At 60.9% G+C, this 21,360-nt stretch carries 11 protein-coding genes and 1 pseudogene; 6 read left to right on the plus strand and 6 right to left on the minus strand.

Annotated elements, in window-relative coordinates:
• Positions 1 to 15: 15 nt before the first annotated feature.
• Positions 16 to 1,032 (plus strand): efflux RND transporter periplasmic adaptor subunit, encoded by a 1,017-nt coding sequence (locus PFEN_RS21765; RefSeq protein ID WP_224771038.1) that lies wholly within the window; start codon positions 16 to 18, stop codon positions 1,030 to 1,032.
• The gene (locus PFEN_RS21770) at positions 1,029 to 4,124 is read left to right on the plus strand and encodes an efflux RND transporter permease subunit (RefSeq protein ID WP_191488782.1); all 3,096 of its coding nucleotides are present in this window, start codon (positions 1,029 to 1,031) and stop codon (positions 4,122 to 4,124) included. Before PFEN_RS21765 ends, PFEN_RS21770 begins: the two co-directional genes overlap by 4 nt.
• Positions 4,125 to 4,152: 28 nt before the next feature.
• On the opposite strand, the gene PFEN_RS21775 is transcribed toward PFEN_RS21770, so the two are convergent.
• The 3 genes from PFEN_RS21775 to PFEN_RS21785 all read right to left on the minus strand — a co-directional run bounded on the left by PFEN_RS21775 (position 4,153) and on the right by PFEN_RS21785 (position 14,069).
• Entirely contained in the window at positions 4,153 to 5,313 is a 1,161-nt protein-coding gene (locus tag PFEN_RS21775) for an FAD-dependent monooxygenase (protein WP_191488783.1), read from the minus strand.
• A gap of 94 nt (positions 5,314 to 5,407) precedes the next feature.
• Positions 5,408 to 12,730 (minus strand): amino acid adenylation domain-containing protein, encoded by a 7,323-nt coding sequence (locus tag PFEN_RS21780; RefSeq protein ID WP_191488784.1) that lies wholly within the window; start codon positions 12,728 to 12,730, stop codon positions 5,408 to 5,410.
• Between the two features lie 94 nt (positions 12,731 to 12,824).
• The gene (locus tag PFEN_RS21785; protein WP_191488785.1) at positions 12,825 to 14,069 is read right to left on the minus strand and encodes a glycosyltransferase; all 1,245 of its coding nucleotides are present in this window, start codon (positions 14,067 to 14,069) and stop codon (positions 12,825 to 12,827) included.
• 388 nt (positions 14,070 to 14,457) lie between these two features.
• On the opposite strand from PFEN_RS21785, the gene PFEN_RS21790 reads away from it, so the two are divergent.
• Positions 14,458 to 15,006, plus strand: a complete 549-nt coding sequence (locus PFEN_RS21790) for a cupin domain-containing protein (protein ID WP_191488786.1) — start codon at positions 14,458 to 14,460, stop codon at positions 15,004 to 15,006.
• A gap of 84 nt (positions 15,007 to 15,090) precedes the next feature.
• On the opposite strand, the gene PFEN_RS21795 is transcribed toward PFEN_RS21790, so the two are convergent.
• Positions 15,091 to 15,993, minus strand: coding sequence for a LysR substrate-binding domain-containing protein (locus PFEN_RS21795; RefSeq protein ID WP_191488787.1), 903 nt, complete (start codon positions 15,991 to 15,993; stop codon positions 15,091 to 15,093).
• Positions 15,994 to 16,098: 105 nt separating this feature from the next.
• On the opposite strand from PFEN_RS21795, the gene PFEN_RS21800 reads away from it, so the two are divergent.
• Positions 16,099 to 17,496: an MFS transporter gene (locus tag PFEN_RS21800; protein ID WP_191488788.1), complete on the plus strand. Its 1,398-nt coding sequence runs from the start codon at positions 16,099 to 16,101 to the stop codon at positions 17,494 to 17,496.
• A complete protein-coding gene (locus PFEN_RS21805) occupies positions 17,493 to 18,767 on the plus strand; it encodes a glucarate dehydratase family protein (protein ID WP_191488789.1) in 1,275 nt (424 codons plus the stop codon). Before PFEN_RS21800 ends, PFEN_RS21805 begins: the two co-directional genes overlap by 4 nt.
• Positions 18,768 to 18,805: 38 nt before the next feature.
• Here PFEN_RS21805 and PFEN_RS21810 read toward each other — a convergent pair whose 3' ends face one another.
• Positions 18,806 to 19,297, minus strand: a complete 492-nt coding sequence (locus tag PFEN_RS21810; protein WP_191488790.1) for a GNAT family N-acetyltransferase — start codon at positions 19,295 to 19,297, stop codon at positions 18,806 to 18,808.
• Between the two features lie 108 nt (positions 19,298 to 19,405).
• On the opposite strand from PFEN_RS21810, the pseudogene PFEN_RS21815 reads away from it, so the two are divergent.
• A pseudogene (locus tag PFEN_RS21815) lies at positions 19,406 to 19,822 on the plus strand (MFS transporter); the annotation flags it as partial.
• 87 nt (positions 19,823 to 19,909) lie between these two features.
• Here PFEN_RS21815 and PFEN_RS21820 read toward each other — a convergent pair.
• Positions 19,910 to 21,331, minus strand: a complete 1,422-nt coding sequence (locus PFEN_RS21820) for an amino acid permease (RefSeq protein WP_191488791.1) — start codon at positions 21,329 to 21,331, stop codon at positions 19,910 to 19,912.
• Positions 21,332 to 21,360: the final 29 nt, after the last annotated feature.

The following is a 21,360-nucleotide window of genomic DNA, read 5'->3' on the forward strand; positions in this document are numbered from 1 at the left end:
CAGGTGCCTCGGCCCGTGCGTACCGTCGAATTGCGTTATGAAGGCGCTCGCGAAGCCAGTCGCTACGCCGGCACCGTGCAGTCGCGTCATGAGGTGAACCAGGCTTTCCGGGTGGACGGCAAGGTCGTCCAACGCAAGGTCGAGGTCGGCCAATTCGTGCACGAGGGCGATGTGCTCGCCACCCTTGATGACAGCGACTACCGGTTGGCCGTGGAAGCGGCGCGGCAGTCGTGGGCCGCCGCCGTCGCGCAAGCCCGCCAGGCCGATTCGGACCACCAGCGCCTGGGGGCACTGAAGACCGATGGCTCGGTCAGTGCGGCTGACGATGAGCGTGCGCGTACCAGCGTCGAGACCAGCCGGGCGAACGCCGAGGGCGAAGCCCGCAAGCTTGAGCTGGCGCGCAACCGGCTCAACTACTCCGTGCTGCGCGCCTCGTGGAGCGGGGTGGTTACGGCCGTGCAGTTCGAGGTTGGGCAGGTCGTGACGCCGGGAGCCACGGTGGTTTCGATCGCTGACCCTGGTTTGGCCGAGATCGTCGTTGATGTCCCGGAGGATGACCTGGCCTCCTTCAAGCAGTCAGGCTTCAAGGCTTCACTGGCCAGCGCGCCGGGCCGGACCTTTGAAGTCGGATTGCGCGAACTCGCGCCACAAGCGTCGCCGCAGACGCGTACCTACCGCGCGCGTATGAAACCCCTGAGCACTCAGCCATTGCCGCTCGGCGCGACCGCCACGTTGCAGGTCGAGCGCAAGATGACCGGGCTTACGATGGCGGCGGTGCCGGCCACGGCGCTGACCCAAAGTGCCGGTCAGCCGGCACTTTGGGTGGCCACGCCGATGGACAAGGCGCTGGTCGGCACCGTTGAGCTGGTGCAGGTGGCGGTGTGGGGCTATCGCAATGACGAGGTGCTCGTCTCCGGTCCTCCGGCCGGCGCGCTTATCGTCACCGCCGGTGTACAGAAGATGGCGCCGGGCCTGAAAGTGGCGCTGCCAGGCGCTACCCCACCTGAATCCAAAGCAGTGGCTGCGCGATGAACAACTTCAACCTCACCGATTGGGCGCTGCGTCACCGCGCTATCGTGCTCTTTCTGATTCTCATTGTCGCGGTAGCCGGCCTGTTCAGCTTCACGAAGCTTGGCCAGCTCGAAGATCCGAACTTCTCTGTGCCCTCGATGACCGCTGGTATCGTCTGGCCGGGCGCGACCGCCCAGCAGATACAGGATCAGGTCCTGAACCGCATGGAGAAGAAGTTCGAGCAGATCGACCACTTTGAAAAGGTCGTGACCTTTGCCCGACAGGGCTATGGCGGCATGACGCTGACTGTGCGCGGCGGTACCTCGAAGGCCGACCAGCGCGAAGCCTGGTATCAGGCACGCAAGAAACTCAATGACTTGCGCCTGGAACTGCCCGAAGGTGTGACCGGTCCGGTCGTCAACGACGAATATGGCGACGTGTACGGCCTGATGTATGCCGTCAAGGGCGACGGCGTCGACCACGCCGACCTGTCGAATGCCGCCGAGGACATCAAGCGCGGCCTGCTGAAGGTGCCGATGGTCAAAAAGGTGGATCTGATCGGCGAGCAGGCCAAGCGCGTCTACGTCGAATTCTCGCACGAGCGTCTTGGTGCACTGGGTATCACGCCACTGGTAATCGCCGAAAGCTTGCGGGCGCAGAACGCTTTGCAACCTGCTGGACAGATTGATACGCAAGGGGACCGCATTGTCGTGCGTGTAAGCGGTCAGTTTGCCAATGCGGACGACATTCGCAATGTGCCGATTGCGGCCGGCGGTCGGATGATCAAGCTGGGCGACTTTACCACCATCAAGCGCGGTTATGAGGATCCGCCGACCTACACCGTCCGCCACAACGGCCAACCGGTACTGATGCTCGGCATCTCGATGACCGACGACGGCAATATCGTCGAGCTTGGCAAGGCGATGGACGCGGCGGTAGCGAAGATCCAGTCCGAACTGCCCCATGGCGTGGAGCTGGAGCGGGTTGCCGACCAGCCCACCACTGTGAAGGAGGCGGTCTGGGACTTCGGGCGTTCGCTGGTCGAGGCGCTGGTCATCGTAATTGCGGTCAGCCTGGCAAGCCTGGGCTGGCGTACCGGCCTTGTGGTCGCGACCTCGGTGCCGCTGGTGTTGGGCGCTGTGGCGATGTTGATGCTGGCGATGGGCTGGAACCTGGAGCGTATCTCGCTGGGTTCGCTGATTATCGCGCTGGGTCTGCTGGTCGATGATGCGATCATCGCGATCGAGATGATGCTGGTGAAGATGGAGGCGGGCTGGGACCGCGTGAAAGCGGCCTCGTTCTCCTACCAGTCCACCGCCATGCCGCGCCTGACCGGTGCGCTGATCACCGTTGCCGGGTTCATGCCGATCGGCCTCTCGAAATCGACCACGGGCGAGTATGCCGGTGGCATCTTCTGGATTGTCGGTGCGGCGGTGGTGTTCTCGTGGATCTGCTCGGGCATTTTCACGCCCTACCTTGCGGTCAAGATGCTGCCCAAAGACTTCGGTAAGCACCAACATGCGGGTGACCCGTATGACACTCGATTGTTCCGCAAGCTGCGCGTTATGATCGACCAAGCCATTGAGCGTCGCTGGCTGGTCATCGGCGTGACGCTGGCTGCCCTGGTGCTCGCGCTGGGTGGGCTGAAGCTTGTACCGCAGCAGTTCTTCCCCAGCAGCTCGCGGCCTGAACTGGTCGTCGACCTGCGGATGAAGGAGGGCTCCTCTTTCGCGGCGACGATCGAGCAGGTCAAACAGATGGAAATGCTGCTTGCCAAGGATGAGGACGTCAGTTTCTACACGGCCTACACCGGTGCCGGCGCCCCTCGTTTCTATCTGGCGCTCAACCCCGAGCTGCCCAATCCGGGCTTTGCCCAGCTCGTCGTGATGACCAAGGACCTGGGCGCACGGGAGCGAGTGCGCTCACGCTTGATGGCTTCGGTCGATCAGCAGTTCCCTCAGGTCTGGGTCCGCGTCACCCGCCTGGAGTTGGGGCCGCCAGTAGGCTTCCCGGTGCAGTTTCGCGTCGTGGGCCCTGATACGCAGGTGGTGCGCAAGATCGCCCGCGAGGTGGAGCACGCAGTGACCTCGAATGCGAAGGTGCGTGACGTTCAGCTTGACTGGAACGATCCGGTGCGGGCGCTGAAGGTGGAGTTGGACCAGGACAAGACGCGTGCGTTAGGTCTCACACCGGCTGACGTATCACTGGCAACCCAAACCGTGATGAATGGCGCAACTCTGTCGCAGTTGCGCGAGCACGAGGACTTGATCGACATCGTCGCCCGCGCCGTGCCCGAGGAGCGCCTGAACCTTGACACGCTGAAGAATATCAACCTGTACACCCGTAATGGGACCGTGGTGCCGCTGTCGGAGGTCGCTCATGTACGCTACACGCTTGAAGAACCGGTGCTGTGGCGGCGTAACCGCGACATGGCGATTACCGTTCGCGCCGATGTGAAGGATGGCGAGCAGGGGGTGTCGGTGACGCAGGAGATCCAGCCGCTGCTCAAGGACATCGAGGCGAAGCTGCCCCCGGGCTATCGTATCGATGTGGGCGGCGCGGTGGAGGAGAGCGACAAGGCCAACCAGGCGCTGTTGGCGGTGGCTCCACTGATGCTGGTCACTATCCTGCTGCTGCTGATGCTGCAATTACAGGACTTTTCACGCATGTTGATGGTGGTATTGACCGCACCGCTGGGTCTGATCGGCGTAGTGCCGGCGCTGCTATTGTTCAACGCGCCACTGGGCTTCGTCGCGATCCTGGGTATCATCGCCCTGGGCGGCATGATCATGCGCAACTCGGTGATCCTGATTGACCAGGTGCGGATCGAGATCGAGGAAGGGCGCGACCCGTGGAATGCGGTGCTGGACGCCGCCATCCACCGGACCCGTCCGGTGCTACTGACGGCGCTGGCCACGGTGCTGGCGATGATCCCGCTGACGCGCAGCGTGTTCTGGGGGCCCATGGCGATTGCAATCATGGGCGGCCTCAGCGTGGCGACGCTGCTGACCATCTTCTTTGTTCCGGCGCTCTATGCGGCATGGTTCAGGATTCGCCGCCAGCCCGCTGCCAATGTTCAGCAGCCGACAACCGACGCCGTGCGCGCGGACTGAGTGACGAGGACTGCGAACCTTCGCCTGCTTATGCGCTGGGCTTGAACGACAATATGTCGATGTTCTTTTTGCGAAAACTGCGCTGAGGGGTCAGGCGGAAATACCATTCGCGCAGCCAGCAGACGAATCTCGACTCGGCCTGTTCGATGCCGCTCATGAACCGCGCGGCATTGACGATCCCATTGACTCGCGGGTGTCGACGCGCCTGGTACTGCGCCAGCGCGCTGCGAAGGTCTGGTGTTCGCGTCAGGTGATCGGCCAGCACCACGGCATCCTCGATCGCCTGCGCGGCGCCTTGCCCCAGGCTGGGCAGCATCGGATGCGCCGCATCGCCCAACAGCACAACATGGCCATCACAGAATTGCTCCACCGGCTCGCGATCCCGGGCATGCATTTTCAATATGGCATTCTCGGGCGTGGCCTCGATGGCCGCGATGACTTCCGGCGCCCAGCCGGCGTAGGCGTCGAGCACTTCCTGTTTACTGATGCTCAAGGCCGCATCCGCGGCACTGTCGTGGTTGCAGGTTCCCCACCAGTACGCCTGGCCATTCCCGACATCGCAGAGACCAAAGCGCTTGCCGCGTCCCCAATAATGCGCCACATAGCCTTCGCTCATCACCGGGTGGCTGAGCGGTGTTACCGCCAGCCAGGCGACATAGCCGGAGGGGCGCGTTGGTGTTTCGCCGAGCATCTGTTGGCGAATCACCGAGTTCAAGCCGTCCGCGCCAATCAGCAGATCAGCCTCGTGCGTGCTGCCATCTTCGAACGACACCTTCACCCCATCCGGGCCATGGGCATAACCCACGCAGCGCAGTCCGGTGCTCAGGGTATCTGGAGCGAGCTGTTGTGCCAGGGCACGTAGCAGCAATGGGCGTTGGATATTGATATTCGGGTGCCCCAATTGTTCGCCGATCGCGTGGATGGGCATGCTGGTGATGGGGGCGCCATTTTGCTTCTTGAAGAAAAAATCTCGGATCACCTGGCCTGCCTGTTCCACTGGCACATGGGCATTGATCGAGTGCAGCGCCGCCATGGCATTGGCCATGACCGACAAGCCGGTGCCACTGGTCCGTAGCGTCTGGGCCGCTTCGAAAACCTTGACCTGCCAGCCGGCCCGCTGCAGCGCCAGGGCGGCGGTCAGTCCGCCGATGCCGGCACCTGCCACGATGGCTTTCCTGGATTCTGTCATGCTGCGTCACCTATATCATCGGGCCCGGAACGACCGGGCGTTGGGTCAAGCAGGGCCGTTACTCCTGCTGCGTCACTGCGACCGTCCGTGACGGTTACGCGGGCGTTGTCATGGCTTCAACGTTTCTAACCCGCGCCGCATCAATACGTGACTTGATGCAGGCGCCCACCCGTTCGATATGCGGCTCGCGCATCATGCTCAAATGGTCGCCCTCCACGGCGATTCGTTCCACCTCTGGCGCAATCGAGCGCCAGCCACGGTACGGATCGCGAAAGGCGGTACCGACCTGTTCATGGGGGGCTCGCAGCACATCGGGTAACTCGACATCGGCGGCGAACAGCGTGAGCGGCAAATCCTCTGGCGGGAATCGGTAGTCCAGCAATGATTGCCAGTTGGCCCGAAAGACCCGGTACAGTTGATCGAGTGCCACCAAGGTGATGCTCGCGTTGAAAATGCCCTGGTCGATGCCATGTTGTTTGATCGCCTCGAAGGCCTCGGTGTCGCTCAGCGAAGAGAAGTCCAGGGCGTGATAGTCGTACTCTTCCTGGCCATCGCCGCTGAGCAACTCCCACATGAACCAGTTCATGAACTCGCTGCGTTCTATTGAGACCTCGCCCTGCTTGACGCGCACGATGGTGTCCAGCAAGAACACATTGCTCAGACGCCGTCCGCGGCGCTTCAACTCACTCGCCAGCTCATATGCCACGACACCGCCATACGACCAGCCGCCAATATTCAGCGAGCCCTGAGGCGCGACCTGTTCAATGGCATCGGCGTAATGCACCGCCTGGGCCCGCACCGATTGCAACGGTTCACGGCTATCCCAGGTGCCCGGTGCTTGCAGTGCGTACAGGTGAACCTGGTTCTTGAGCACGCGGGCCAGGGCGGCGTAGCACAGCACATGCCCACCAATGGGGTGCACCAGGAACAGCGTTGGTGCCCGCGTGGCATTGTTGAAGTCCACCAGCGCGCCGGTTTCAGCGGGAGCAGTTGCGCTGCGTTGCAAGACGTTGGCGAACTCGGCAATCGTCGGGGCCTGGATGAAGTCGGACAAGGACGCTTCGAAGTCCTGGTTCCTGGCCAGCATGGCAATCAGCCGGACCGCTTTGAGCGAGTTGCCGCCGAGCTCGAAGAAGTTGTCATGAATGCTGATCTCTTCCAGGTCCAGGGTTTCTTGCCAATAGGCCTGTAACAAGGTTTCCACGGTATTCCTGGGCGCGGTAAAGGGGCGCAGCAAGGTGTTTTGCACCTCGACCTGTTGCAAACGCTGGCGATCGATCTTGCCGGTGGGACCCAGTGGTATTTGCGCGATGTCGACAAGCATGTTCGGTAGCATGTAATCGGGTAGTGTCAGACGCATCTCGGCCTTGAGTCGATCCAGGTCCAGCTGACGGTCCGGCATGACCTGGACGAAGCCCACCAGATAGCGACTGCCATCGGCTGCGAGCTTGTCGATAACCGCCACTTGCTGAATATCGGCACCGAACTGAGCGGAGCCGAGCATGGCCACTTCGATCTCGCCCAGTTCGACGCGATAACCGCGAATTTTGACCTGTGCATCGCTGCGGCCTTGATAGACGAGGTCGCCCGAGGGCAGGTAAAACCCGATGTCTCCGGTCTTGTACACGCGCCGGGTACTGCCCTCCAACTGACGATGGACGAATCGTTCCGCGCTCAGTTCGGGCTGATTCCAGTAGCCGTTCGCCAGGCACTTGCCCTCAATGAACAGGTCACCCATGACCCCGACCGGGCATGCGTTACCCGTCGCATCCAGGACATGCATGCGGACCCCGTCGATCGGCGTGCCGATCGGTGGCATGCTCGGCCAGCTCGCCGTGGCACCGTCAAGTCTCAGGCTGGTGACCACGTGGGCTTCGGTCGGACCATAGTGGTTCTCGACCTGACAGTCGTCGAGGCCATCAATCAGCTTGCGGATTTCGGCGGTGATTTTCAGCTGTTCGCCGGCCACATTGACCTGGTGCAGCGAGACCGGCCGGATACCCAACTGCTGGGCGACTTCGGCCAACCCCTGGAAGGCAACGTAGGGCAGGAACAGGCGATTGATGTCCTGTGCGCAGATAAATTTCAATAGCCGAATGAAGTCATAGCGCAGCCCTTCATCGATCATCACCAACTGCGCGCCGCAGGTCAGGGTAGAGAGAATTTCCTGGAACGATACGTCGAATGAAATGGGTGAGTACTGCAGCGTCTTCAGTGCCGCCGCCGGGCGGGCGTCTGCTTCCTGCCGGCGGTTCTGCCAACGGATCATATTGGTCAATGCCTGGTGCGGCATTGCCACGCCTTTAGGACGTCCGGACGAACCCGAGGTATAGAGCAGGTACGCGTTATCTTCGCCGACCACTTCGGCGGCAATCGCGGCGACCAGATCATGACTGCGCGGCAGGTTGTCGCCGAACTCGGCGACCACGCTATCCCAGTGACGCTTGTCCGTCGTGTCGGCCAGTGCCGTCACCAGGCTCGCGGACGCATCGGCGAACAGCACCAGGCGCGGCTGCGAATCCTCGAGAATCAGCCGGATGCGGTCCTCCGGGTAGCTCAGGTCAATCGGTACATACGCGGCACCGGCCTGGATCACGCCAAGCAGCGCGACGATCAGGTCGGGCGAGCGCGGCATCATGATGGCGACCCGATCGCCCTGACCGATACCGTGCTGGCGCAGCCAACTCACCAGTTGCGCGCTGGCGTTGGCCAGTTGGCGGTAGGACAGCCGGGTCTGCTCGAAACTGATCGCGATCTGCTCGCCATGGCGGGCGAAGCTCTCCAGTAACAAGGTCGAAAGATTGTGCCGGGGCGCCATGCTGGTCGACGTTGGCGTGTTTCGCCCAAGGCTCGGCAGCCAGGCCGGTATCCGTGGCGTGGCGTGGGGCGCGGCGATCATCAATTGCAGCGTGCGTAGCACGTAATCGGCATAGGCCTCGACCTGGCTGGTCGCGACGCGTGCGGTTCGGTAGTCCATTTTCAACATCAGCGAACCGTTGGCGGGGTGGCGGCCCATCGTGGTCAGCAAGTCATAGTTACTGGCTTCCGTGGTTTCCCAGTCGATGAGGATTTCCTTGCCTTGCGCGACCATGTCGTTGAGTACATAAAAATCGACATAGTTGAACACCACGTTCAAGGTGACGGCGGTTTCGCGGTGAATCAGCGCGAACGGATAGCGCCGATGGGGAAACAGCTGTTGCTCCTGGCCCATCGCCCCGCGGATCAGCTCGAGCCAATCCTGGCCCAGGGTGCTGAAGCGCACGGGCAGGGTATTGAGGAACAAGCCCAGGACCGAGGCGGCATCCTCGAACTCTGGCCGACCATGACTGATGACGCCGCACAGCACCTCTTCCCGATTGGACAGAATGGCTTGCGCGAAACCATGAGCTGCCAGTAATACGGCGCGCAACGGCAGGTCCTGCTCACGGCAGAACGCCTCGAGCCGGGCCACATCCGCCGCGGGCATTTCTCGATAGGCCGAGCGATGCGGCGTTGGGTCCGGGGCCAGCGCATGGACCCAACTGGTCATGGACGCGACGGGGGCCTCGTGCAGGTATTCGCGCCAGAATCGACCATGCGCTTCGTTTGCCGTGGCCTCCCGTTCCAGGCTGATGAAGTCGGCAGGTGTCGTGGTCAGGGCCGGCAACGCGTCGGCCCCCTGTGCCGAGGTGTACAGCGTGATCAGGTCACGCATCAGCGTGGCAACGCTCCAACCGTCGAGTAGCGCATGCTGGAAACTGAACACCAGGTCGATTTCATCCGCCGCGACGAACACACCGAACTGATACAGCGGTGCCTGCTGCCAGTCTTGGCGGTAACGCTTGCGTTCATCCACGTAGGCGGCCACAGCGTTCGAGCGCTCGTGGCGGCTGAGCGATACGACGTCGATGACCTGCACGGGCGCCTCGACCGTCGTGTGCACCCGGGCCATGGGAGCTTCGGCATGGCCGACATCGAACGACATGCGCAAGGCCGGGTGGCGCCGGATCAGTGCGCGGCAAGCCCGCTCCCAGGCCGCGGCATCCCAACGCAGGCGCAGGCGATAGCGGAAAATGTCATGATAGATCGCCGAGTCCGGGTGCATCATCGCGTGGTAGATCATCCCGACTTGCAGCTGCGAGGCCGCGAACACGTCATCGAACACGCCCGCGCTGGCCAGACGGATCGCTTCCGGCACCTGCGCAAAAGGCGCCATGCGTGCCAGGGGCGCCAGACCCGTCGACGGACCTTCTTGCGCCTGTATGCTTTGGGCCAGTTGAGCGATGCTCGGATGCTGGTAAATCTGTGCCAGCGTCAGCGCGATCCCCTGTTCACGGGCCTTGACCTGCAAGTGAATGACCTTGAGGGAGTCGCCGCCGAGCATGAAATAGTTGTCGTGGATGCCGAGTGCGGCGCACTTGAGGTTATCCCGCCAGAGGTCGGCCAGCGACTGTTCCAAGGCTGTGCGCGGCGCTGTTCCATCGCGACTGGCGAGGGCCGCGTCGGGCTCGGGCAGGGCCTTGCGATCCAGCTTGCCGTTGACGTTCAAGGGCAACTGCTCAAGCTGAACCAGATGCCTGGGCACCATGTAGTCGGGTACCTGCTGGCGCAAGGCTTCGTGCAGCGTCTGTGCTGAGAGTACCCATCCCGGTTCACCCACCAGATAGGCGCAGAGGTACGTATCGTCCGTCGATGCCTGGCGAGCGATCACCACCGCGTCCTTGACGCCTGGGCAAGCGATCAGCCGCGCTTCGATCTCGCCGAGTTCGATGCGCAGGCCACGAATCTTTACTTGGAAATCGTTGCGACCCAGGTACTCGATGCTGCCATCGGGCAACCAGCGCCCCAGATCGCCGGTCTTGTACAGCCGCGCCTGGGGGGCCGCCTGGAAGGGATCGCGGATAAAGCGCTCGGCTGTCAGCTCCGGGCGATTCAAGTAACCGCGCGCGACACCGATGCCACCGATGTGCAGCTCCCCGGCGAGCCCTGGCGGAAGCAGTTGCAGGTTCGCGTCGAGGATATGCAGTTGAGTATTGGCGATCGGCTTGCCGATTGGCACGATGCCTTGGTGCAGGTCCGGGCGGCACTGCCAGGACGTGACGTCGATAGCCGCTTCGGTGGGACCATAGAGGTTGTGCAGCCGCACCTTCGGCAAGCGCTCGAAAAACCGTTGCTGCAAGGCGTAAGGCAAGGCTTCGCCACTGCACAGTACCTGCGTCAAATCGGGCAAGCGTTGCGGCTCTGCCTGGTCGAGAAACAGCTGCAACATCGACGGGACGAAATGCAACAGCGTAATGCCGGCGCTCGCCATGATATCCATCAAATAGCGCGGATCCTGATGCCCGCCCGGGGCGGCGACCACCAGTTGCGCGCCGCTGAGCAGCGGCAGGAAAAACTCCCAGACGGACACATCGAAACTGAACGGGGTTTTCTGCAGGATGCGGCTGTGTTCATCGACCGCATAAGTATCACGGGCCCAGAGCAATCGGTTGACGACGCCGTCATGCTGGTTCATGACGCCTTTGGGCAAGCCGGTGGAGCCGGAAGTGTAAATCACATAAGCGAGGTGCTGGGGCGTCAGTCCGAGCGCGGTGGCATCTGGATTGTGTTGCGGTTGCCGGGACAGGCGCTCATGGTCGGTATCCAGGCACAACACGGGCGCCGTCACCGTGGGCAGTTTCGTCAGTAACGCATGGGTGGTGATCAGGACGCCTGGCGCGCTGTCGCTCAACATGTGGCGCAGCCGCTCGGCTGGATAACCAGGGTCCATTGGCACGTAGGCGGCGCCTGCTTTAAGAATGCCCAACAGCGCCACGACCATTTCCAGGCTGCGCTCCACGCAGAGGGCGACTCGAGCGTCCGGGCGGATACCCGCTTCGATCAGGGTGTGGGCCAACTGATTGGCCTGGCGGTTCAGTTCGCCATAGCTCAGCGTTTGCTCCTCGAAGCGCACGGCTATCGCTTCGGGGCGAGCGGCGGCCTGGTGCTCGATCAACTGATGAAGCAGCGGCTCCTTGGGGTAGTCGACCTCGGTGCGATTCCACTCATCGAGCATTTGCTGGCGCTCAATGGCCGGCATAAGGTCAAGGGTTTTGACCGATACGTCAAAATCAGCGACGACACTCTGCAGGATGCTCATGAAGCGCTGTTGCAGCGCCTCGATCTGCTCGGCTTCGAAATAGGCCTCGTTGTAGATGAAGTGCATCCACACATCGTCGTCCGGCGCGGCCTCACGCACATGTAGCGCCAGTGGCTGTTGTTCGTATCCATTGCTGAGTTTGACCGGCTGCGCGGGCGCCGGACCGTACCGGGTGTCATGGTCGAGTTCGTAGGACAGCACCAGGTCGAACAACTGCCGTCGACCCAGGTTCTGCAAGCCGAGTTCACGATTGAGCTCGCTCAACGGAAAGCGCTGATAACGGTAGTCCTGCTTGAGCGTCAGGGCGATTTTTCTGACCAGCTCGCTGAAGCCCAGGTCGGTCCCCAGGCTGAAACGCGCCGGGCTCATGCCGACGAACAAACCCAGCGTGGCCTTGTGCGCGGCGTTGGCGCGATTGAGGATGGGCAGGCCGATCACCAGCTCATCACGTTGGCTCACGCGGGTAAAATAGCTGTACAGCGCCCCTAGCATCACATGGAAGACCGTCGCCTGACTGGAGGCTTTCGCCAGTTCGCCGAGGCGATTGTAAAGCGCGCGTGGCAGGCGCCAGGCATGGTTCTGGCTGGGGGCCAGGCGCTGCCCGAAGCGGCTTTCATAGCGGGGCGCGAGCAGCGGCTCGGGCAGCGTGCGATATTTATCCAGCCAGTATTGACGTTGGCGCTGAAAGGACGGCGAGTCTTTGTCGGTCTTTTGCTGCTCGACATAGGCCTGATAAGTCGGTGCGCCGGCCGTGCTTTTCGCTGGGTGTTGTAGCGCGGTATAGGCCTCGCTGACCGCCCGGCCGATCATGGCGAAGGCCCAGCCGTCGGCAATCAGGTGATGACAATTGGCAAAGTGGTAATAAAGCCCTTCCCGAACCTTGAGCAGGCCCATGCGAAACAGCACGCCGCCGTCAAGGGAAAACGGGGTTTGCAAGTTTTCTTGCATCAAGGCCAGCGCGGCGGCCTCTGGATCCTCATGCCCTGACACATCGTGCAAGGCCAGCGGCACGCTGACCGACTCCAGGAAGCGTTGACGCGGTAGGGGATGTTCGGGCGATCCGGGCTGCAACTGGATACGTAGGGCGTCGTGGCGCCTGACGACCTGATCGATAGCCTGTTGCAACCGTGCGGCATCGACCGCGCCGTTGATTCGGGCATAGCCACCGATGTTGTACAAAGGGCTGTCGCCATGCAGCGTCTGGTCCAGCCAGATATCCAATTGTGGCGCGGTAAGCGGGTAAGGCAGCGGCTCTCCACTCGAAGAGGGCGTGACCAGAGTCATTGTGTTGTTGCGCATGTTCGTCGTCCTTTTCGAAAGTTGACAGAAAGGGGACGGGCTGGCCGTTCACTTTCTGTCACTGATCATCCCTGATGAGGTTTTGCGCTATGTGTCAGCGCGAGGCGAGTGCTTCAACTTGCAGCGCTGCGGCTTCACGCGCCGATTCACCGCTGGGCATCAGCGTGCGATAGCGGTCGCAGTGGGTGCGTACCTCCTGGCTGTTCAACACTTTGTCCAGCGCTGTCGCCAGCGACTCGGCGGAGGCTGGAGGGAATACCCGCAAGCCGCAGCCCAACCGCTCCATTCGCGCGGCGTTGTCGAACTGATCGTGAGCAAAAGGCGTGGCGACTTGCGGCACCCCGGCCGCCATCGCCAGTGCGGTTGTCCCGACGCCACCGTGATGCACCAGTGCCGAACTCTGCGGCAGGATGCGGCTCATCGGCACGTAGCGCCGTACCAGAACCTTTCCTTTGGTGACCACCGTCGGGTCTACCGGTTGGCTGGTCAAAAACACTCCACGGCGGTTGATCAACTTGAGTGCTTGCACCGCGTTGGCGAAATACCGCTCACTGTCGACCATGGTCGAACCCGGGGTAAACACTACCGGTGAGGCCTCGTTCAAGAAGTCCGCGAGTTCGGCATCCGTCTCCTGGAAACTGGATTCATCGAAGAGGGGGAATCCTGTCAGTACTGTCTGGGCGGGCCAGTCATGTTGCACAGGGGCGAGCCAGTCTGGAAACAAGCCCAATACTCGATCCGGAGAGGCGATCCACTGGCTGATAATGCGTTTGGTCGGTGGCAGTCCCAATTCATTGCGAAAACTGTTGAGTTCCGGCGCCATGATCCGATCAAGAAAGGCGCGCTCAATGAATCTCAGCAACGTGCGCTTTACGGGATAAGGCAAAAAGGCCGGCAAATTCGTGCCGGGTGGATGGGTGGAGGGCGCGGCCGCCGACCAGAAACCGAACGGCGAGACTTGCGCGGTAATGAGTGGAATACCGTGTTTTTCCTGTAGCAGGCGCGCGGCAAAGGCCCACAAGGAGCCCAGCATCACGGTCTGATCGTCACACGCCTGTTCCAGCAGCCGATACTGTTCGCGTAACGTGCTGGCGACGGTTTTCCACAGGGTGGGAAGCGCCGTCCGTGGGTGCCATAACGCCGGGTCGGCCATGACCGTGTCATATTCCTCACGGGTACCCAATGGCAAGAACTTGAAGCCACACCGTTCGATCAGCGGGGCGAATGCCGCGCTGGCGCAAAATGTTATCCGATGCCCGCGTGCGGCGAGCGTGCGGCCGATCCCGACAAAGGGATGAACGTCACCGGCTGAGCCGATGGCGGTAATGATCACGTGCATAAGACTCCTTCTTGAGTGATCGTGCGGTTTCAGGGCTACGATATATCCTTTACCGTGGCTGCCCGTTTTCCTCCGAGGCTGTTGGTCTCCCTGCCGAACAGCTTGTTGTTCAGCGCATCATTCGATCGATTTGACTTTGGCGGATGATTTAAACCCACAGGTTTATAGGTGTCTGTAGGGGAAAACAGGGACGTGCGAGGTGGAAAAACGAGCACCGGTCAATCGCCTGCGATCGATAGCGGTTGCTTGATTGAGCCATGCGGTTGGCTAGGTTTGGCACCTTCAAACATGATCTAATCAGGCGACACATTTGAGGGCGCGAAAATATTTTCGTAAGGCATCTGCAGGCCATCCCTCACAACCCTCAGATTCTTGAAATAGGGCTGTCATGGATACGGGTTCACGACTCAAGCTTGTACGAGAAAGCTACAAGATCTCTCAGCGGGAGCTGGCAAGGCGCAGCGGTGTCGCCAACGGAACAATTTCGTTGATCGAATTGAATCGTGTCAGCCCATCTGTCAGCTCGTTGAAAAAACTCCTCGAAGGGTTTCCCATGACCTTGGCGGACTTCTTCTCTTTCGATCAGCCTCCGAGGGAGCAGCGCTATATCTTCCGCGCCAATGAGCAACCTGATTTGGGGCGTGATGGATTAAGGCTGCTGCTGGTCGGCGCTCCGTTATCTGGCCGGCAAATGCGAATGTTGCGCGAGCAGTACGCTCCCGGGGCAGGCTCGGGGGCGGAACCGATCGTGCATACAGAAGGAGAAGAATGCGGTTTGGTGACGCGTGGCACCATTGAACTGACCGTTGGCGGACAGATCAGCGTGCTGACAGCGGGGGACGGGTATTACTTCCCGACGACGTTGCCACATAGCTTTCGCAATATCGGCCAGGATGAAGCCGAGATCATCAGCGCCAACACGCCGGCGAACTTCTGATCGCCGACCGAGGCATCCTGGGCGGTGGCGTTGACGGTACAGTTGTCTGTTATCGTCATCGGTGGGCGCGACTTGACTCGGATTTCAGATTCCCCAACCACCGCGTACTGCTTTTCTAATCCCTTCCAACAGCATCGCAAATGCCGGGTTGTCGTTATTTTCGCGCCAGATCAAATGCAGCTCGCTTTGTACGCCTTCGCCCAAATCGATAGTGCGAAACACTACGTTCTTGAACACGACACTGGTAGCGCAGCGAGGGACCAGGGCCAATCCCATTCCGGCGTTGACCAGAGCCAGGATGGTCAACGAAGAACCGAGCCATTGCACGTATTGCGGGGCGACGCGGGCCGAGCGGAGCATGCCGGTCAGCAGTTCATTGAACGGCGGGTAGGCCGAGTGGGAGTACATGAGAAAGGGTTGCGCATCGAGGTCCTGGACGGACACGGTTTCAGCGCTGGCCAGCGGGTGACTGTTGGGGATGGCCAGCACGAACGGCTCACGCACCAGGCATTCGGTGGCATAGCCCGGTTCCAGTAAAGGCGCGCGGACGATGCCCAGGTCAATGCGGCGAGCGCGCAGGGCTTCGTGCTGTTGGTAGGTGTTCATCTCCGACAGCTCGATTTTGACCTGCGGCTGTTTGAGCCGCGCTTCAGCAATGACCTTGGGCAGGAACTCGTACACCGCACTGCCGACGAAGCTGATGTTGACCGAACCGATGTCCCCTTCGGCGAAGCGCCGGGCGCTTACCGCGGCTTGCTGGGCACGCTCCAGCAGGTTCTGGGCCTCGATGAAAAATGCGCGGCCGGCAGCGGTCAGGGCGACGCTGCGGGTCGTGCGGGTAAACAACTCGACGCCCAGGTGGTGCTCCAGCAGTTGAATCTGTCGACTGAGGGGCGGTTGCGTCATGTTCAGCCGTTCGGCGGCCCGACGGAAATTGAGCTCGGTTGCCACGGTGGTAAAGCAACGCAGTTGTGTCAGCTCGAACATTGATCTAATCCAGGTATCAATCGAATGCCAGGTTAGATTAGACGGGATCAATCGTTGCGTCCATGATCGGTGGGTCCCTAAAAAAACAATGATCGGGAGTCGCCCTTGAATACCCTCCAGAGTCCACCGGATCCGAATGTGCTGGGCCGGGCCGCGGCCAAGGTGAAACGCCATGTGCTGCCGCTGTTCGTGGTGATGTTCATCGTCAACTACATCGACCGGGTCAACATCGGTTTCGTCCGTAGTCACATGGAAACCGACCTGGGCATTGGCGCCGCGGCCTATGGCTTGGGTGCCGGGCTGTTTTTCATCGGTTACGCGATATTCGAAGTCCCCTCCAATATCTTGCTGCAACGCTACGGTGCTCGCGCCTGGCTGACGCGGATCATGTTCACCTGGGGCGCGGCGGCCATGGCCATGGCCTTTGTGCGCGGCGAAACCAGCTTCTACGTGTTGCGTTTCATCCTGGGTGCCGCCGAAGCGGGGTTTTTCCCGGGGATCATTTACTACTTCACCCAATGGCTACCGTCGAGCGAGCGGGGCAAGGCCATGGCGATCTTCCTCAGCGGCTCGGCCATTGCTTCGGTGATTTCCGGTCCGGTGTCCGGAGCGTTGTTGAACGTCAATGGATTCAGCCTGCATGGTTGGCAGTGGATGTTCCTGATTGAAGGTTTTGCCTCCATTGTGCTCTGCGGCTTTGTCTGGTTCTGGCTGCAGTCCCATCCGCGCGAAGCAAAATGGTTGAGCGCAGAGGAAAAGGCCACGCTGATCAGCGCTATCGCACTCGAACAGCAGGCTCGCGAAGCCGCGCTGACGGTCAAGCCGTCGATGTTCAAATTGCTTGCCGATCGGCAGATCGCCTTGTTCTGCTTCATCTACTTCTCCATTGCCTTGACCATTTACGGTGCGACGTTCTGGTTGCCGAGCATGATCAAGAAAATGGGCAATATCGGTGACTTCCAGGTCGGTCTCTTCAACTCGATTCCGTGGATCATTTCGATTATCGCGATGTACGGCTTTGCCGCCCTGGCCAGTAAATGGAAGCATCAGCAGGCCTGGGTGGCCTTGACGTTGGTGATCGCCGCATTCGGTATGTTCATGTCCACTACCGGGGGGCCGATCTTCGCTTTCGTCGCCATCTGTTTTGCCGCGATCGGTTTCAAGGCCGCCTCGGCGTTGTTCTGGCCGATTCCGCAAGGCTATCTGGACGCTCGTATCGCGGCCGCGGTGATCGCCCTGATCAACTCCATCGGCAACCTCGGCGGTTTCGTGGCGCCGACCGCATTCGGCTTCCTGGAACAGACCACCGGCTCCATCGAGGGTGGGCTGTATGGCTTGGCCGCCACCTCACTGCTGGCCGCCGTGGTGATTTTCTTCGCCCGTACGGCACCGCGTGGCGACACCTTCCGTCCCGAGGGCGGTAAACCCGCCGAGAAGCTGGCGTCGAAAACCTCCATCAGTCATCAAGCCTTGAACTCCGGCCCACAGGGAGCCTGCTCTTGAAAATCAAACGCGTCACCGTCACTCCCATCGCTTTTCGCGATCCGCCACTACTTAACGCCAGCGGTATTCACGAGCCCTTTGCGCTGCGTTCGATCATCGAGATCGAGAGCGACAATGGTTACATCGGCCTGGGCGAAAGCTATGGCGATGCCCCGGCGCTGGCGATCCAGCAGCAACTGCAAGATCAGTTGATTGGCCTCGACCCGTTCAATCTCAATCAGTTGCGCAGCCTGGTGCAGGCCACGGTGGCGGCGAACAAGACCAGCAGCCTCGCCGGTGCGGAGCTGGCGCCGGGTTCTCATGCCAGCAAGGCGGTGAGCAATGCCTATTCGGCGTTTGAAGTGGCCTGCCTGGACTTGCAGGCGCACTCATTGAATGTGCCGCTGGTGGATTTACTGGGCGGCGCGATCCGCGACGAGATTCCGTTCAGTGCTTATCTGTTTTTCAAGTACGCCGAGCACGTCGACTCGCCCTACCCGCCGGACAGTTGGGGAGAGGCGCTGAACGAAGAACAGATCGTGGCCCAGGCGCGGCGCATGATCGAAGCCTATGGTTTCAAGAGCATCAAGCTCAAGGCCGGCACGCTGGACCCGGAACATGAGGTCGCGTGTATCAAGGCGTTGAAAAGAGCGTTCCCGGGTTATCCGCTGCGAATCGACCCGAACGGCAACTGGTCCCTGGAAACCTCGATTCGCATGGCCGAGCTGCTGGGCGATGATCTGCAATATTACGAGGATCCCACCCCGGGCCTGGAGGGCATGTCCGAACTGCACAAGCGCACGGGGTTGCCGCTGGCGACCAACATGGTGGTCACCGACTTTGCTGAGTTCCGGCGCAGCGTGGCCTTGGACAGCGTGCAGATCGTGCTCGCCGACCACCATTACTGGGGCGGCCTGCGTGACACACAGGCGCTGGCCAAGATGTGCCAGACCTTTGGCCTGGGGGTGTCGATGCATTCCAACTCGCACCTGGGGATCAGCCTGATGGCCATGGCTCATGTCGCGGCCTCGGTACCCAACCTCGATTACGCCTGCGACACGCATTACCCCTGGCAGGAGCCGGATGAAGAGGTGATCAAGGGTGGCAAGCTGCCGATTGTCGACGGTTGCGTGAAAATTACCCGGGCCCCCGGCTTGGGGCTTGAGTTGGATCACGAGCAACTGGGCAAGCTGCATGAGCAGTACTTGAGCTGCGGTATCCGCCAGCGCGATGACGTGAAACAGATGCGGCGTTACAAGCCGGACTGGAAAGCGCTCAAGCCGCGGTTCTGATTTCATCCGAGGCGAGCGCAGAGCTCGGTAAACAGGCGTTAGAGCTCCATGACCATCTCGTGCCAGGCCATTCCACCGTGCTCGGAGGGCGAGGGTTGCACGTATCGGTAGCCCATTCGCTGATACAGCGCCACGTGCCGCTCCTTGCACATCAGGTGAATGGTTTTTTTGTCCAGCGCCTTCATGCGCTGGACGAACTCGCGCATCATCTGCGTGGAGTAGCCTTTACCCTGCTGTGCCGGATCAAGCACCACGGACATGATCACGACATTGGGCGCCTCGGCTGAATGCCCCAGCAGTTCCTTGAACGCTTCATCAGACATCACAACCTGGTGGGCGCAGCCACTGTTGATGAACCCGATGACTTCAGCATCGTCCTCCAGAATCAGAAAACCCTGTGGGTACTGGGCGATGCGCGTGGAAATCTTCTCCTGAGTCGCGGCTTCGTCACCTTCGTATGCGCAAGACTCGATTTGATAGCAGCGCGAAGCGTCTGACAAAGTGGCATGACGAAAACGGAGTGTGGACATTGCAGTTCCTGGTTGTAGGGTGAATAGCTGGATAGCATTGTCAGGTTTCTCCCCCATTTTGTTCAATGCGCTTTCCTGATCTTTGATTGCCGTGCGCAGCTCAACGCCATTCTGGCCCTGGGGGCGGGCCTTGGCACCTGGTTCAACAAGCGCCTGTTGCGCCGGGGATTTACCTGCGCCCGGTTAATTCGCGTGGCCGCGCTGTCAGGCTTGCTGGGAGGCATTGGTGTATGGCTGATGCAGGACAGTGTGCTGTTTGTGTTGGCGATGCTGCTGGTGGTGCTGGCTTTTGGCATGGCGATCCCGAATATCCTTGGCTCGGCCCTGTCGAACTATGGCGATCGATTGGGCACCGCCGGCGCACTGTTCGGCTTGTTGTATTACCTGCTGATGGGCGTGGGGATGCTGTTGGCTGCGTGGTCCCAGGCGTTGGGCTTGACCTTGCTGGCATGCGGTGTGCTGGGATTGCTGCTGGCGCTGATGCCAAGGGAATATCGTGTTCCAGCGACGACATGCGGCACTTAGTCAGAGGTATTAACGTGCGACGACGTTCAGCAGAATTGGCACCCCAGGGTCAGTGCTGCCGGGCTCTGGGGCGCGTATTTCAGACGATCAGTTCAAGATTGAGTGCGCACCTTGCGCGGCATTGACCGGTTGTAGCTTGAACACATGGAACAGCACCGTCAGCAACACCAGGAACGCGGGCCCGATATACAGCGCCACGCGGGTTTCCGGGAAGTAGGCCATCAGGCCCGCCACCAGCACCAGGAACGCCAACGCCAGGTAGGAGCTGATCGGGTACAGCCACATGCGGTATTTCAGGCCGGCTCGTTCCGATGCGCTCAGGCCTTTGCGAAACCTGAGCTGGGCCAGCAGGATCATGACCCAGGTCCAGATCGCGCCAAAGGTGGCAATCGAGGTGACCCAGACGAACACTTTTTCCGGTACCAGGTAGTTCAACAGCACGCCGAGCAGCAAAGCCGCGATGGACAACAGCAGGGCGTTGCGTGGCACGCCGTTGCTGGCGGTCTTGGCGAAGGTTTTCGGCGCCTGGCCGTTCTGTGCCAGGCTGTAGAGCATGCGCCCGGTGCTGAAGATGCCGCCGTTGCAGGACGACAAGGCCGCGGTGATCACCACGAAGTTGATGATGCCGGCGGCGGTCTTGATGCCAAGACGCTCGAAGGTCATGACGAACGGGCTGCCCTGGGTACCGATATCGCCCCACGGATAGATCGACAGGATGACGAACAAGGCCCCCACATAGAACAGCAGGATGCGCCAGAACACCGAGCCGATAGCATGGGGAATGGTCTTCTCCGGGTTGCGCGCTTCCCCGGCGGTCAGGCCGATCATTTCCACGCCGAGGTAGGCGAACATCACCATTTGCAGCGACATCAGCACGCCAGTGACGCCGTGCGGCATAAAGCCGCCATTGCTCCACAGGTTGGAGATCCCCAGTGCCACGCCATCGTTGCCGAAACCAAAAGCGATCACACCGATCCCACCGAGCACCATCGCGATGATGGTGACGATCTTGATCAGGGCGAACCAGAACTCGAACTCGCCGAAGGCTTTCACCGCGATCAGGTTGACCGTGCCCATGCTTATCAGGGCGGCCAGGGCCCAGATCCAGCGCGGTACATCGGGGAACCAGACGCCCATGTACACCGCCACCGCGGTGATTTCCGCCACGCAGGTCACCAGCCACAGGAACCAGTAGTTCCAGCCGGTCAGAAAGCCCGCCAATGGGCCCAGGTAATCTTGTGCATAGCGGCTGAAAGAGCCGGCGACAGGGTTATGAACAGCCATTTCACCAAGGGCGCGCATGATCACCAGAACCGCCAGGCCGCCGATGATATAGGACAGCATGATGGCCGGACCGGCCATTTGAATGGCCTTGGCCGAGCCGAGGAATAGCCCGACACCGATACAGGCGCCGAGGGCCATCAAACGAATATGCCGTTCGCCCAGTTCGCGTTTGAGTGGACCGCCTTGAGCGGTCTCGCCGTGAGGCAGATGGTTGTCTGCGCGCATAGAGATACAACCTCATCTTGTTATTGGAT

It is taken from the genome of Pseudomonas sp. FEN (genome assembly GCF_904067045.1).
Classification (GTDB): domain Bacteria; phylum Pseudomonadota; class Gammaproteobacteria; order Pseudomonadales; family Pseudomonadaceae; genus Aquipseudomonas.